11 protein-coding genes, 1 tRNA gene, 1 pseudogene and 1 riboswitch are annotated in these 14288 nt (G+C 69.4%); of the genes and pseudogenes, 7 read left to right on the top strand and 6 right to left on the bottom strand.

Features of this window, described 5'->3' with window-relative positions:
• Window positions 1-405 (bottom strand): annotated as a pseudogene (locus NBX02_RS21990) (hypothetical protein); the annotation flags it as partial.
• Window positions 406-623: 218 nt separating this feature from the next.
• On the opposite strand from NBX02_RS21990, the gene NBX02_RS21985 reads away from it, so the two are divergent.
• The 3 genes from NBX02_RS21985 to NBX02_RS21975 all read left to right on the top strand — a co-directional run bounded on the left by NBX02_RS21985 (window position 624) and on the right by NBX02_RS21975 (window position 4922).
• The gene (locus tag NBX02_RS21985) at window positions 624-1907 is read left to right on the top strand and encodes an adenylosuccinate synthase (protein WP_250281932.1); all 1284 of its coding nucleotides are present in this window, start codon (window positions 624-626) and stop codon (window positions 1905-1907) included.
• 659 nt (window positions 1908-2566) lie between these two features.
• On the top strand, window positions 2567-2707 hold the full coding sequence (locus NBX02_RS21980; RefSeq protein WP_250292891.1) for a hypothetical protein: 141 nt from the start codon (window positions 2567-2569) through the stop codon (window positions 2705-2707).
• 829 nt (window positions 2708-3536) lie between these two features.
• Window positions 3537-4922 carry an aminotransferase class V-fold PLP-dependent enzyme gene (locus tag NBX02_RS21975; protein ID WP_250292890.1) on the top strand — a complete coding sequence of 462 codons (1386 nt, stop codon included), beginning with the start codon at window positions 3537-3539 and terminating at the stop codon, window positions 4920-4922.
• A 330-nt stretch (window positions 4923-5252) separates the two neighbouring features.
• Here NBX02_RS21975 and NBX02_RS21970 read toward each other — a convergent pair.
• From NBX02_RS21970 to NBX02_RS21960, 3 genes are all read right to left on the bottom strand, one after another.
• Window positions 5253-5342 (bottom strand) — tRNA-Ser (locus NBX02_RS21970).
• A gap of 292 nt (window positions 5343-5634) precedes the next feature.
• A complete protein-coding gene (tadA, locus tag NBX02_RS21965; RefSeq protein ID WP_250281928.1) occupies window positions 5635-6126 on the bottom strand; it encodes a tRNA adenosine(34) deaminase TadA in 492 nt (163 codons plus the stop codon).
• Between the two features lies 1 nt (window position 6127).
• The gene (locus NBX02_RS21960; protein ID WP_250292887.1) at window positions 6128-6613 is read right to left on the bottom strand and encodes a tRNA adenosine deaminase-associated protein; all 486 of its coding nucleotides are present in this window, start codon (window positions 6611-6613) and stop codon (window positions 6128-6130) included.
• Between the two features lie 505 nt (window positions 6614-7118).
• Here NBX02_RS21960 and NBX02_RS21955 point away from each other — a divergent pair.
• Together NBX02_RS21955 and NBX02_RS21950 are read left to right on the top strand one after the other, a co-directional pair.
• Complete coding sequence (locus NBX02_RS21955; RefSeq protein WP_250292884.1) at window positions 7119-8384, top strand: MurT ligase domain-containing protein; 1266 nt, start codon at window positions 7119-7121, stop codon at window positions 8382-8384.
• A gap of 55 nt (window positions 8385-8439) precedes the next feature.
• A complete protein-coding gene (locus tag NBX02_RS21950) occupies window positions 8440-9186 on the top strand; it encodes a type 1 glutamine amidotransferase (RefSeq protein WP_250281925.1) in 747 nt (248 codons plus the stop codon).
• A 111-nt stretch (window positions 9187-9297) separates the two neighbouring features.
• On the opposite strand, the gene NBX02_RS21945 is transcribed toward NBX02_RS21950, so the two are convergent.
• A complete protein-coding gene (locus tag NBX02_RS21945; protein WP_250281923.1) occupies window positions 9298-9825 on the bottom strand; it encodes a MarR family transcriptional regulator in 528 nt (175 codons plus the stop codon).
• A 258-nt stretch (window positions 9826-10083) separates the two neighbouring features.
• On the opposite strand from NBX02_RS21945, the gene NBX02_RS21940 reads away from it, so the two are divergent.
• Window positions 10084-10731 (top strand): PHB depolymerase family esterase, encoded by a 648-nt coding sequence (locus tag NBX02_RS21940; protein ID WP_250292881.1) that lies wholly within the window; start codon window positions 10084-10086, stop codon window positions 10729-10731.
• Between the two features lie 403 nt (window positions 10732-11134).
• Here NBX02_RS21940 and NBX02_RS21935 read toward each other — a convergent pair whose 3' ends face one another.
• Window positions 11135-12112, bottom strand: coding sequence for a C40 family peptidase (locus NBX02_RS21935; RefSeq protein ID WP_250292879.1), 978 nt, complete (start codon window positions 12110-12112; stop codon window positions 11135-11137).
• A 185-nt stretch (window positions 12113-12297) separates the two neighbouring features.
• A riboswitch (cyclic di-AMP (ydaO/yuaA leader) is annotated at window positions 12298-12473 on the bottom strand.
• A gap of 523 nt (window positions 12474-12996) precedes the next feature.
• Between NBX02_RS21935 and NBX02_RS21930 the strand changes: the two genes are divergently transcribed.
• On the top strand, window positions 12997-14288 hold a 1292-nt coding region (locus NBX02_RS21930), incomplete at its 3' end, for a 4-hydroxybenzoate 3-monooxygenase (protein WP_250292894.1).

Raw genomic sequence — 14288 nt, 5'->3', positions numbered from 1 at the left:
GCTGCCGCCGTTCGCCGTGTTGCCGTCACCCACCGCGTTCTCACCGGTTGCCGGGGTGTCGTCGTTCACGGGGCCGGTGTGGTTCACCGGGTGGCCGTGGCGCGGCGGGCCGCCGTCCACCGGGTTCTGCTCGGGGTCCTGTCCGGACGGGCCTGCGGCGATCTGGCCGGTGGCCGATGTGGCTATTGGTGTTGTTACTGTCGGTATTGACGTCGGTGTCGACTGTTCCGGCTGCCCGGACCGGTCCGGCTGGGTGGACGGCCGTGCCGGCCCGGACGGCTCGGCCGTGGCCGTGTCGGCGGCGGGCGGCTGGTCGGCTGCCGTGTCCCGTGCTGTGCTGGTGTTCTGGCTGGTGCTCCGGCCGGAGTCCTCGGCGCCCACGGAGCGGGCGGTGACAGCAGCCACCGTGACACCCCCGTCCCGATCGACTACTCGCCTTACCGAAATACAGACTCCACAGTAACCCTCAGTAATGCAAGTGGACTCCCGAGGGGGTGATCGGTGCGGACGGGAGTTTGATGACACCTGCGGGCAGGCGCCCGCGATGACTGCCCTGAAGATCTCGCCGTACTCCGTCGGCGATGTGACATCCCTGAGCCGGGCGGGCCAGGTAACCTCGCCCGGTGCCTGCGCTCGTGCTGATCGGTGCCCAGTGGGGCGATGAAGGCAAGGGGAAAGCGACCGACCTGCTCGGCGGTGCGGTCGACTTCGTCGTCCGGTATCAGGGGGGTAACAATGCCGGACACACCGTTGTCATCGGCGCGGAGAGCTATGCCCTGCACCTGATCCCCAGCGGCGTGCTGCGCGCGGACTGCGTGCCGGTGATCGGTAACGGCGTTGTCGTGGATCCCGGCGTCCTGCTCCAGGAGATGGACGGGCTCACCGCCCGCGGCATCGACGTGTCCCGACTGCTGATCAGCGCGAACGCACATCTGATCATGCCTCACCACCGGGCGCTCGATAAAGTCACCGAACGTTATCTCGGCAAGGCACGGATCGGCACCACCGGCCGCGGCATAGGCCCGACCTACGGCGACAAGATCGCCCGGACCGGCATCCGCGTCCAGGACCTGCTCGACCCCGGGATCTTCCGGGCGAAGCTGGAGCTGGCGCTGCGGGAGAAGAACCAGATCCTGACCAAGATCTACAACCGGCGCGCCCTCGAGGTGGACAAGGTCGTCGACGAGTACAGCGTGTACGCGCAGCGGCTCGGGCCGCACATCGCCGACACCGGCCTCGTGCTCGACAGGGCGTTACGGGACGGCCAGGTCGTGCTCCTGGAAGGCTCCCAGGGCACCCTCCTCGACGTCGACCACGGGACCTACCCTTTCGTCACGTCGTCGAACCCGACCGCCGGCGGGGCCGCGGCCGGCTCGGGCATCGGGCCGACAAGGATCACCCGGGTGATCGGCATCTGCAAGGCGTACACGACCAGGGTCGGCTCCGGGCCGTTCCCGACCGAGCTCACCGACAAGGTCGGCGACGAGCTGCGCGCCGTCGGCGGCGAGTTCGGCGTGACCACCGGCCGGGCCCGGCGCACCGGCTGGTTCGACGCGGTGATCGCCCGCTACGCGGTGCGCGTGAACGGGCTGACCGACCTCTTCCTGACCAAGCTGGACGTGCTCTCCGGCTTCGACCGGGTACCGGTCTGCGTGGCGTACGACGTCCACGGGGTGCGGCACGACGAGATGCCGATGACGCAGACCGAGTTCCACCACGCCCGGCCGATCTACGAGGAGCTGCCCGGCTGGGGCGAGGACATCTCCCAGGCGTCGTCGTTCGACGATCTGCCGAAGGCCGCCCGCGACTACGTCAGGACGCTTGAAGAACTGGCCGGCGTGCCGGTGGCGGCCGTCGGGGTCGGCCCCGGCCGGAACCAGACGATCTCCATCCGTGACCTCGTCTGACTGACCGGCCCGACCGGAGGCAACACGGCCATGGCGGTACGGCCACGGCGTTGCGGTCGCGACAGTTCCCCGCGCAGCGGCTTCCGCGCGGGACCGGGACCGCTCCAGCCGATCGCCCTGCCGCCCTGGCGGGCGAGCGCCCGTGGTTCCCGCGCGTGACCGGGATGTCCCGGGTGGGAACCGGGATGGCCTCTTGAAGATCAAAAAAATTGTTCCGTATGATGACCGACATCCTCAGCCGCCTACCGCCGAAGTGGCCACGGACGTGGCATGCTCAGGCTCGGCCAACAGCCGATCTTCCGCTCGGCCGGCCGCCCGGTGTGCTTCCGCCCGCGCGGGGCCGAGCCGAGCGGGGACAGCCGTAGGTGTGGGAGTGTTCCGTATCACCCTTCGTTCGCATCGTGGAGGTACGCAATGAAGCGTTTCGCGCTGATCGCCCTGCTGGCCGCGGTCGCCGGTGGCGGTTTCCTCATCCGCAGGCGGAGCAGGCAGGACGTCTGAGCGCGGGCTCGTCTGCCGCCGTGAACCCATCCGCTGCCGCGAGGGCGACCGTTCGTGACAACAGGTGGGTGCGGCGAGGAGCCGTCACCGGGGCCGCTGTTGCAGCGGCCACCACGCCGAGGCGGGCGCAGCGGCCAGTACGGCGAGGAGGCCGCCCCATGGCCCCAAGGGCTGCCGCGGCAACGGACACCATGGGCGGGGACACCATGGAGGAGGACGCCATGGAGGAGGACGAGGTGGCCGGGCGTATGACCGGCGTCCGCCGCGGCCGGCTGTGCCCGGTCGCGTGGCCATGCTGATGACCTCCAGATCGCTGATCTCCAGCGGCCCCGGGATCCCGGATGTCCTGCGGGAGTCCCGGGGCGGCTGATCGGCCACTGCGCTGATCGTCGTCGGGCGCGGGCCGATGTGGGCCTTGGCGGTGCCGCGTCGGCGAGAAGCCCGCACCAGATGCCGTTCGTGGAACAGGCCGATCGCGAAACAAGCCGAGGTGGGTCCTGATGGTGCGTACGGCGGCCCCGATGTCAGCCCCCTCGCAGGCTGTCCGCGAACGCGGATCTTGTGCGTGCCGTGCCGTGCCGTGGTAAAGCGGTAATGACGTCCGCCTGACGTCGACCGGCCCCTGGCCACGACCGACCGGCCGACTGTCAGGTCTCGCCCCGCCACGAATGCGGGCCGTCCTCGGTGGTGGCCCCGGAGCGTCTCCAGCGGAGACGGGTCACTATCCGCGACCGTCCGCGCAGGCCATGATCTGGACGAGTCTGTCGTTGTGCACGCTTTTCGGCCGCAAAAGCGTGCACAACGACAAACATACGGCGATCTTCTCCGCTCACCGGCAGCCGGTAGCGGCGTCCGGTGACATATGCCATCGATGGTGTACCACGCATGGTCACCCGGCCGGCGCTTTATGCGCCGGTCCGCGCGTCCGGATCCCGCTTCGGTCCGGAATCCTCCCGGCGCTGGTGATGAACATGTTGCTGCGGCCGGCGCCGATCACTTTACCGCGCACAGCTGTGTGACCCACGCCGGTCGGCATTGTTTTCGACATGTTTCGGCTTGTACATCGGGACGTACCGGCTGCGCACCGTCGCCGCTTCGTGATGTCCGTAAACTCGGCCGGGCCCGGGTATGCTCGAGTTCGTGCACCGCTATGATGTCGACAGCGAGATTCTGACGCAGGCCGTCGTCAACTATGCGCGGGAGCGACTGCGCCTCAGCCCCGTTCCCCTGGACGGTACCCGCTCGCGCGCGGAGCTGACCGCCGCGGTGGGGGAGACAATAACCTCGGACGGTATCGGTGGCGTCGAGGCGCTCCGGGTTTTCGACGAGCTCCTCTCCCAGGCGTGTATTTCGGTCGACCACCCCCGCAACCTCTCGTTCATACCGGCGGCGCCCACCAGGGCGGCGATACTTTTCGACCTCGTCGTCGGGGCTTCGTCCGTATACGCGGGGAGCTGGCTGGAGGGCGCCGGCGCCGTGTACGCGGAAAACCAGGCGCTGCGCTGGCTGTCCGATCTCGCCGGTTTTCCGCCCGAGGCCGGTGGGGTCTTCGTCCAGGGCGGGACGATCGGGAACCTCTCCGCGCTCGTCGCGGCCAGGTACCGGATGCGGACGCGGGACGGCGCCACCCGGCGTGGCGGCCGGCCCGCCGTGTGGCGTATCGCCTGCGGTGCCGAGGCGCACTCCTCGGTCGAGACCGCCGCCCGGGTCATGGGCGCGGAGCTCCTGGTGGTCCCGGCGGACGCCGAGGGCCGTCTCACCGGCCCCGCGCTGGCCCACGCCCTGGACAAGGCGGATCCCGACGTCCGCGACAGCGTGTTCGCCGTCGTGGCGACGGCCGGCACCACCCAGTTCGGCATTGTCGACGACATCCGCGGAATTGTCGACACGGCCCATGAACGGGGCCTGTGGGCGCATGTCGACGGGGCGTACGGGCTGGCCGCGCTGGCCGCAGAACCGGTCCGTCATCTCTTTGCCGGAATAGCCGACGCGGATTCTTTCATTGTCGATCCGCACAAATGGCTGTTCGCTCCGTTCGACGCCTGCGCGCTGATCTACCGGGAACCGGCGCTGGCCCGCGCGGCACACGCCCAGAAAGCGGGCTATCTGGAGGTCCTCGAAACCGCTGACGACTGGAACCCCGCGGACTACGCGATCGGTCTCTCACGGCGTGCGCGCGGCCTGCCCTTCTGGTTCTCACTGGCTACGCACGGTACCCGCGCCTACGGTGCCGCCGTGGAGAAGTCACTGGCCACCGCCCGGGCCGCGGCTGATCAGATAAGGGCACTGCCCTACGTGGAGCTCGTGCGTGAGCCGCAGCTTTCCGTAGTGGTCCTGCGCCGCCTGAACTGGACACCGGAAAACTACTACGAGTGGACGGAGAAACTGTTGCGGACGGGTTTTGCCTTTGTCACCCCGACCGTCCACGAGGGGGAGACGGTGACCCGTTTCGCGATCGTCAACCCGTGCACCGAACCGTCCGACATCGCCGCCATCCTCGGCAGCATGGCCTGACGGCATGGCCTGACGATATGGCCTGACGATATGGCCTGACGGCATGGCCTGACGGAACACGGCATGCCCCCGACCGCCCTGCTTCCGGCAGCTCACCGCGCCTACCGCCGCGACCACAGCCCGGAGCCGGGCCTCGAAGACAACTGAGACCGGACCGGCGACGGAGCCGGCAACGGACGGATCGCCCGGGGCGTGCGCCCATGGACTGCCGTGTGCGGATGCCAGGCGCTGCGCGCCGGGGGTTTCCCGTGGAGGCCTGCGGGGGCTCGGCCCCCGCGGCTGGCATAAAGCCATCCGCCCATGGTGCGCCAGCACATGGGTACCCAAGGATGGCGGTGGAGGTGGGATTTGAACCCACGGAGGGGTTGCCCCCTCACACGCTTTCGAGGCGTGCGCCCTCGGCCACTAGGCGACTCCACCGTTTGTCAGCTTACTGGATGCCGTGGTGGGGCGGAGCGGCGCGTCCCCGCCAGCCCGGCCCCGTACCCGCCGGCGGCCCGCGCTGCCCCGGCCTGGCTGCCCGTCCTGACAGCCAGGCGTCCTGACAGCCGCCGACGGATTCGGCTCGTACCGCCGGCCCTGTCGGCTCGTACCGCCGGCCCTGTCGGCTCGTACCGCCGGCCCTGTCGGCTCGTACCGCCGGCCCTGTCGGCTCGGACGGTGGCGCGGTTCGTGTTTTCCGGATCGTGGTTCCGTGCCGCTCGGTTCGTGATCAGGATGGCGGCCGGTTCCGGCGGGCCGCGAAGAAGTCCGCCAGCAGGCGCGCGCACTCCTGTTCCCGCACGCCCGTGACCACCTCGGCGCGGTGGCGGAGGCGTGGGTCGCGGACGGTGTCCCACAGCGAGCCGGCGGCGCCTGCCTTGGGGTCGTACGCGCCGTAGACGAGGCGGCCCACCTGGGCCAGGAGCAGCGCGCCCGCGCACATCGCGCACGGCTCCAGGGTGACGACCAGGGTCGTCCCGGGCAGCCGCCAGGTGCCGGCATGTGCCGCGGCGGCGCGCAGCGCCACGACCTCGGCGTGGGCGGTCGGGTCCCGCTCGGCCTCGCGGGCGTTGCGGCCCCGGCCGATGATCGTTCCGTCGGCGTCGGCGACCACGGCGCCGACCGGGACGTCCCCGGTTGTCAGGGCCCGCCGCGCCTCTGCCAGGGCGGCGCCCATCAGCGCGGCGAGGCCGGGCGTGCCCGGGTGGGGGAGGCCCCCCATGTCAGCTCCCGATCTCGTCCAGGATGTCGGCGCAACCGGCACGCTCGCTGATCGCCGTCACCACGTCCGCCGGCAGGAGGCCCTCTTCCGTGATCAGTTCGAGTAGCGTGTCGGCGTCCGTGCCGAGATCGGCGAGCAGGTCGAGGTCACCGACGGGCTGTCCGCCGGCCGGTGTGTCGTCGGAGTCGTCGTCGAGGCCACGCCGGCCCACCGGTGGCAGCGCGCTGGCGAAGAGCCGGTCGGCGAGGGCCGAGGTGAACAGCACCCGGTGGTCGGACAGGAACACCCGTGGGTCGCTGATGTCGCCTTCCACCCGCACGATGCCCAGGTACTCGTCATCCTCCTCGACGAAGGCGACGGCGAGCTCGGGGGAGATGTCGTGCAGCAGCTCCGCAAGTATGTCAAGGTCGTCGATGTTGTCGAGGTCGATCTCATGCGCGCTCCAGCGTCCGCGGATGCGGCCGATGGCGCTGGCTTTCTGGGTCACCGAGTTCTCCCACGGTCTTGTGTCGCGTCCATACCAACTCCGAGTGCCCACCCGGCGGCCACTGGCTCCGAGCGTCCGCCCGGCGCCGGCGGCCCGCGGTCCCCGGCCGGGCCGCATCCCCGCCCGGGCCGCTTGTCACGACGGGGCACAGCGGTAGCGGTCCCTACGGACCGGCTGCTCGGTCCATGACGGCCGTCCGCTCGCGTCACCCTGCCGTACCCTGCTCTGTCCCGCCCGGACAGTGATGTCCCGCCCGCGACGCACCCCTGTCGTGCCTGCCTTTGCCGTACCTGCCCCGATGGGGCGCGCCCTTGCCGGACATGCCTGGTGGACAGCCGTCCGGCGCACGTCTTATCACACCTCGTACCACACTCGTACCCCGCCTGTTCGCCACTGCCCGGAGGATGTTCCGAGGCCGCTCTGGAGCTGGTCCGGGACCGACATGGGACGGGTATGACGGGGTGTCGGTCACCGGCGCGGCGGCCCGTGGCACGCTGGGGAGGCGATGAGCACACCCTTCCCGCGCCGGTTCTCCGCCCGCACCCGTGCCGCCCTTGCTGTGGAGAAACTCGCGTCCTCGGCTTCCCGCCAGCTGGGACGCGGATCCGGTGAGATGATCGGCGGCAAGCTTGCCCTGCGGGTCTCCCCGGAGATCCTGTCCGAGGTCGCGGCCGGGCAGCTGGTGGCCTGCGTCAGCGGGACCAACGGCAAGACCACGACCACCCGGCTGCTGGCCCGCGCGCTGGGCACGCTCGGCCCGGTCCGCAGCAACAGCGGTGGCGCCAACATGGCGGCGGGCGTGCTGGCCGCCCTGTCCAAGCCGCCCTACGACGCGGCCGCCGCGCTCGAGGTGGACGAGATCTGGCTGCCCAAAGTGGCCAGGCAGATCCAGCCCCGCGCGGTCATCCTGCTCAACATCAGCCGTGACCAGCTCGACCGGTCGAACGAGACCCGGCGGATCGCGAGCCTCTGGCGTGATCTCGGCGCCGAGCTGCCCGGCGCGACCGCGATCGCCAACGCCGACGACCCGCTGGTGGCCTGGGCCGCCGCCGGCTGGTCGAACCAGGTCTGGGTGTCGGCGGGCCAGAACTGGACGGCGGACGCGATGGTGTGCCCGCAGTGCGCCAGCCTGCTGCACCGCAACGCCACGGGCTGGTGGTGCGGCTGCGGGCTGGCCCGGCCTGAGCCCCTTGTCTCGGTCACCGGGCCGCACGAGCTGCTCTGGTTCGGCCGTCACCTCACGGCGTCGATCGACCTGCCCGGCCGGGTGAACCTCGGCAATGCGGCGATGGCCGCCGCGGCGGCGAAGCTCTTCGGGGTCGAGGTCGAGCAGGCGCTGGCCGCGATGACCGGCCTTGAGGACGTCCAGGGCCGCTACCAGGAGGTCGAGCTCGGCGACTCCGGTACCCGCGGGCGGCTGCTGCTGGCGAAGAACCCGGCCGGCTGGGTGGAGATGATGGAGCTGCTCAACAGCACGCCCACCCGGCCGGTGATCGTTGACTTCAACGCGCAGACCGCTGACGGGCGTGACCCGTCGTGGATCTGGGATGTCCCGTTCGAGCGGCTGCGGGGCCGGCGGGTGCTGGTCACCGGTGGGCGCAAGGAGGACATGAGCGTCCGGCTGGCATACGCGGAGATCCCGCACACGGTCCATCCCGATGCCGAGAGCGCGGCGGCGGTTCTGGACGAGAAGATCGTCGATGTGGTCGCGAACTACACCGCCTTCCGCGACATCCTGGGGCGGGTCGCCCCGGTGAGGACGAACAGTTGACCAAAAAGGTGACCAAAAAGGTGACCATCCACGGTGACATGACCGGGGCCGCGGCATGAGCCGGGAGTCGGCGACCCGGATCGCCCTGATCTACCCGGAGCTGCTCGGGACGTACGGCGACGGCGGCAACGCGACCGTGCTGGCGCAGCGGCTGCGCTGGCGTGGCCTGCCGGCCGAGGTGATCGGCGTCCCGGCCGGGGAGCCGGTGCCGGCCGGCTGCGACATCTATCTGCTCGGCGGCGGTGAGGACGAGCCGCAGGTGCTGGCCGCCGAGGGGCTGCGCCGCAACAGCGCGATCGCGCACGCGGTGGCCCAGGGCGCGGCCGTGCTCGCGGTGTGCGCCGGATACCAGGTGATCGGTGCGTCCTTCCCCGCCGGTGAGGGCCGTATCCACGACGGCCTGGGCCTGGTGGACGTGGAGACGCGACGCTCGTTCGAGCAGCCGGTGCCGCCACGCGCGGTCGGTGACATCGTCGTCGAGCCCGTCCCCGAGCTCGAGCTGCCGTTGCTGCTCGGCTACGAGAACCACGGGGGACGTACCCGGGCACTGCCCAACGGGCACGGCCGGCCGCTCGGGATCGTGCGCAAGGGGGTCGGTAACGGTACCCCGGACCACACCGACGGTGTCGTGGACGGCCGTGTGATCGGTACCTACCTGCACGGTCCGGTCCTCGCGCAGAACCCGGCCCTGGCCGACCTGCTGTTGTCCTGGGTGCATGGCTGGCTGCCGGAACTGGCCGGCCCGCCGGAGACGGAGGTGCTGCGCCAGGCACGCCTGCACGCCCTGGACGTCCATGCCTGACCCGGGGCCGGGCGGCCGCGGGGAACCTTCGGTGGGCGCGGGAAGCAGCCGGGGGGCCTGCGCCCGGACGCGGGGGGAGCGGCCTGTCGCCCGGTGCCCGGCCGTCGGCCGTCAGTCCGTCCTGACGGCCGGCGGGGTGGCGGGTGCGGGACACGGCTCGTCGTGCTGCGGCGGCAGATGGGCGCGGTCGTGTTCGGCGATCGCCACGTTCAGCCGGCTCAGCAGCGCGCCGAAGACACCGAGTTCCTCCTGGTCCCAGGTGCGTACCAGGGTATTGATTTTTTCTACCCGTGCGGAGCGGGTGGCGAGGTAGCGTTGCTGGCCGCGGGTGCTGAGTCTCACCAGCGTCGCCCGCCGGTCGCTGGGATCGGTGGCGCGTTCCACCAGCCCGGCCGTGACAAGCGCGGCGATCTGGCGGCTCACCGTGGAGATGTCCAGGGCGAACACCGTGCCCAGGGTGGTCAGCCGTACGGCGCCGTGTTCGTGGATGTGGCTGAGCAGCAGGTAGGCGGAGCGGTCCAGAACCGTCCCGGACTCGCCGGCGATGGCCATCCGGAAGCGTTCGGCGCGCCGGCCGAACACCGACAGCTCGTGTTCAATCTTGATCAGTCGATGGTCGAGTTCCTGACCACTGTCCACTTCGGCCTCACCCCTGTTCCGGCAGCCGTATGCCCCGCAATCCGATGTTGTCGAGATTCTGGTGGATACACCACGTCAACGAACGAGCCGTGCCGTGGTTGCCGTACCGGACATGCCTGTTTGACTACTTTTAGTAGTCAATCGGTATCGCAAGCTGACTGGGTGTGAGACAGCGCACTCCGGGTGGCCCCGACTTGCCCGCGACGCGAGGCGAATCTGCCGAATCGACGGCTCCTGGTGTGGTTCGGTTGTCTCGTGGTGTCGAATCCGCTGAAAGCCGGGAAACAGCTATGGGCCAAGAACCGCAAGCGGGTGCTGATCATCGGTGCCGTGCTCGTGGTCGCCTGGATCTACGTGTCTCGCTCGGGTAGCCCGGATACCGAGCGGGCGAAGATACCGGCGGGGTACGCCTCCGCCGAACGCGAGCTCGCCGTTCATGCCGACGCCGACCCCGGCAAGCCCCTGCCGCTGGTCCTCGTCCTGCATGACAACAACAGCGACGCGGCTGCGATCGAAAAGATCACCGAAGCCTCGACGCTTGCCGACCGGCAGCACTTCGCCGTGGTCTACCCGGAAGCCGTGGACGGCGAATGGAGGTTGGACGACCCCCGGGGCGCGGACGTGCAGTACCTGCGTGACGTCGTGCGCTACGTGTCGGAGAAGCGGTCGAAGATCGACCAGTCCAAGATCTACATCTGGGGTCTTGGCGAAGGTGGGCGGGCCGCCCTCACGATTGCCTGCGGGGCGCCTGACAACAACCTGAAGTTCGCCGCCGTCGCGGTGGTGGGGCCGGTCGGGCAGGTCCCGAACTGCCCGTCGGGAACCCATGTCCAGCATGTCGACGGGACGTGGGACAAGCAGGTCACGCGCAGCCTGTGGGACTTCTCCAGGAAGCCCAAGGCGTAGGAGCGGGCATCCGGGGTTGGGAGGCCCGCGGAGAAGGCGTCTGATGAGGTTCCAGCCTCGGCCGCGCATCCGGTCGGTGGGAGAGGGCGGCTCCCGCCGACCGGCCGGACTGTGGGGGGGGTCCAGTACGACCGGCCGACGGAAGCCTCTTGTTCCGCCGGGCTTTCCGAGCTGGGGGGGTTGGCTCGGTCCAACCAGCGGAAGTCATCATCGCGGGATGCCGCGGAGCGCCGCCAGGCCGGTGTCGACGTCGACAAGATCGACCTGGCGGCAAGGTTCACGCACAATCGGAGGGGGAGGCCGCGCGGGAACCCGCCTGTGAATTGTTTCTACAGTATATTGGTTGCCACTACGCGAAGCCGCGTACTGACAGCCGGATGTGGACGCGGGCTGACCGGTTCGCTCAGAAAACCCGGCCGACGGAATATGACGTGGTATAGATGGCCCTCAGCGAGACGACATCACCTGACTTGGGTGCCACCCACATCTTACCATCGCCCGCATAAATACCGACGTGGTAGATGTTACCTGGTGCGCCGTAGAAAATCAGGTCACCTGGCTGCTTGTTGTACTGCGATATCCTGGTGGTCGCCTCGTACTGTCCCTCGGCGGTGCGGGGGATGTTGCGTCCCAGCTGCTTGAAGACGTACTGGACCAGTCCTGAGCAGTCGAACGTGTAGGGGCCCTCAGCGCCATAGACGTAGGGCTTCCCGGCCTGCTGGGCCGCGAGATACACCGCCCGTTCACCCAGCGAGCTGGCGGCCGCGAGCGCGCCCGAGATGGCGTTGCTCATGGTCGGGGCATCGAGGCCAGTGATCTGGGGAGAGCGCTGCACGGGCGGGGTGTTGGGAATCACGGTCAACGTGCCGACGTTCGTCGACCGTGTCGAGCGCAGGGCGTCGGTCCCGTCGAAAATCGCAGTGATCTGCGTGGTGGTGAGAACCTTCGCGGTGTAGCTGGTGAAGCCCTGCTCGTTGGTGTAGAGGTGCTTGAAGGTGGCCCATCCCTCCGGCAGCTTCACCTGGACCTTGACAAGCTGATTGACCAGCGGTGCGTGGGTGACCGCGTCCTCGAGGGAGAACCCCATCTCCACCGGCTGGTCGGCCTTCACGGAGACGTCCGGATTCGTGACTTTGAGCACGACGCCGTTCTTGGGATGCAGGTCGGTCTGGTTGAGTACCTGGCTGGTGACCGATCCGGAACCACCCGTGGACAGCGGATTGATGGTCGAGGTGCGCAGGTTGGCCAGTGACGCCTGGCTGCCGAACTGTGATCCAAGCGTTATCGGCGAGGTGACGGAGGCATCGTCGGAGTTCGAGTCGGCCGTGGCGCATCCGGCCAGGGCGACACCGGACACCGCGACGGTACCGGTGGTCACCACGGCGACAGCGGCCCGGGCTCGCGAGCGGCCCGTTCCGGGCTGCGGCGCGGGCGCGCGATGCCGGCCGCGTGCCGGACGGTCGACGTGCCGGTCGATCGGGTGCTGGCGGGACGACGGCGCAGCCGCCTGCGACGAACGCGATCGTACTGCTGGATCAGGCTGCACATCATGCGCAGACAAGGTTGTGATCCTTCCCGTTCGCCTGCGAGGTGAGCTGTCGGGTTCGGGCTGGGCTGCCCGGTGGGTCGCGCGACCATCGCGCTGCACACTTCACCCCGAGGGCGACACCGCGGTTCGATGCCGTCCGGTGGAGGATGGGTCCCCCGCTCCTGCCCTGGTGACGACTCGGAGGGAACACCGGGACCGTGGGCAGGATTCGGCAGTTCGGCCCGGTGCGTCGTGACGTCGGCGCGAGACTAGTTCATACGGATGGCGCTAGTAAACACTAGTCCCTCACAACTACCCCAAGTAGTTGTATGAAGTGTCATAACCGGCTCTTCTACCCCATCCTCCTTCGCCGGCCGGGGCGGCGCCGGGTGCGACCGGCTGGCTTGTGGCCTTCGGTCGCCCGACTGACGTGCCGCTTTCCGTGACTTGCGGGATGCGGAGGATGACAATACGCCATAGCGGCGACAGACGGTCGACCAGGAGCCTTCGAGTACAGATAGTGAGCAATACTGCTACGTTAAGTAGCGATCAAGGCTGCCCATTGGCGGTACTCTGCTCTTTTTGCGAAAATTGTCCGATTGGTTGATGCCGAGTTGTCGGCCTTCTGACGCGTGTCGGAATGTGACGTCGTACTCTGGCAGTGCCTCGTCCGGATCGGTCCTTCCAGGTCAGTCACGTGATCAGGGCAGCGTGACGGATGATCAGGAATCGTGCCGATGCTCCCCGGGGAGGCGCTCGCCATGACGCGGTCCGCGTCGGGGTCCGTGCCGGACGGGCGTGGTGTGCGCCAGCCGGACGCGCCCGCCTCCCGGCCGCGTCCTCGCCGGGTGGGCGTTGTTGTGATTGGCGCGGGTGTCGCGGGCCTGGTGGCCGCGGTCGTGCTGGCTCGTCGGGGTATCGACACGCTCGTGCTCGAGGCCGCCAGTCGGGCCAGGGTGGAAAGCCGTCCACGCGCCGGGCTGCTCGGGCCGGCGGCGGTGGACGCCCTGGAGCGCAACGGGCTCGCCGACGGCCTGCGAGCCGAAGGTGTGCCGCACCACGACTGTGAGTTCCGACATCGTCGCAGAGCGTTTGTCGTCGAGTATGCTCGCCATGCGGGCGGACGCCACCACGTTGTCTACCCGCAGCAGAAGCTTGTCGCCGACCTGGTTGCCGCCTACCTTGCCGCGGGTGGCGTCATCGAGTTCGGCGTCACTGACGTGATGTTGGGCGCGCTGGCCTCCGACCACCCCGCCGTCTCCTTCGTCACGGCCGGCGGGCAGCGGCAGGTGGTGGAAAGCCGTTTCATCGCGGGCTGCGACGGCCATCATGGTGTTTCCCGAGGATCGATCCCCGAGGGCGCGTTACGCTCCATCCGGCAGCGCGACAGCGCATGGGCCTGGCTCGCGGTCCTGGCCGCGGTCGCCCCGTCCACCGATAAGATCATTTATGGGGTCAGTCCCCGGGGGTTCGCCGGCCACATGCTGCGCGACCACCGGACAAGCCGCTTCTACCTACAGGTGGAGGCCACCGCCGACGCCGCGGCCTGGCCGGCCGGGCGGATCTGGGCGGAACTGCACGCCCGGCTCGCCGTGGACGCCGACTGGGAACTGGCGGAAGGGCCGCTGCTGGAGCCGCCGAACGTCATCACGATGGACTCGGTCTTCTACGAACCGATGCGCTTCGGGCGCCTCGTACTGGCCGGGGACGCCGCGCGCCGGGTACCACCGGCGGCGGCCAAGGGCGCCGGGCTCGCCATCGTTGACGGCGAGACACTCGCGCTCGCGGTGGTGGCAGCCCTGCACGACGCGGACGAACGCCCGCTGGACGCCTACTCCGAGGTGTGCCAGGGCCGGGCCTGGCTGGCACAGGAAGCATCGGCGAAACTTTTACGGATGGTCAACGTCGAGCTCGCCGACCCGTTCGCCCGGCGCCTGCAGGACGTTCGCCTGGACCGCCTCCGGACCTCACCGGTCGCCGCCGCCGAATTCGCGGAACACTACCTCTCCCCCTCCCCCCTCTCCCCCCC

The organism is Protofrankia sp. CiP1_Cm_nod1, assembly GCF_920888515.1.
Lineage (GTDB): Bacteria > Actinomycetota > Actinomycetes > Frankiales > Frankiaceae > Protofrankia.
This window is presented reverse-complemented; position numbering and strand designations above follow the sequence as displayed.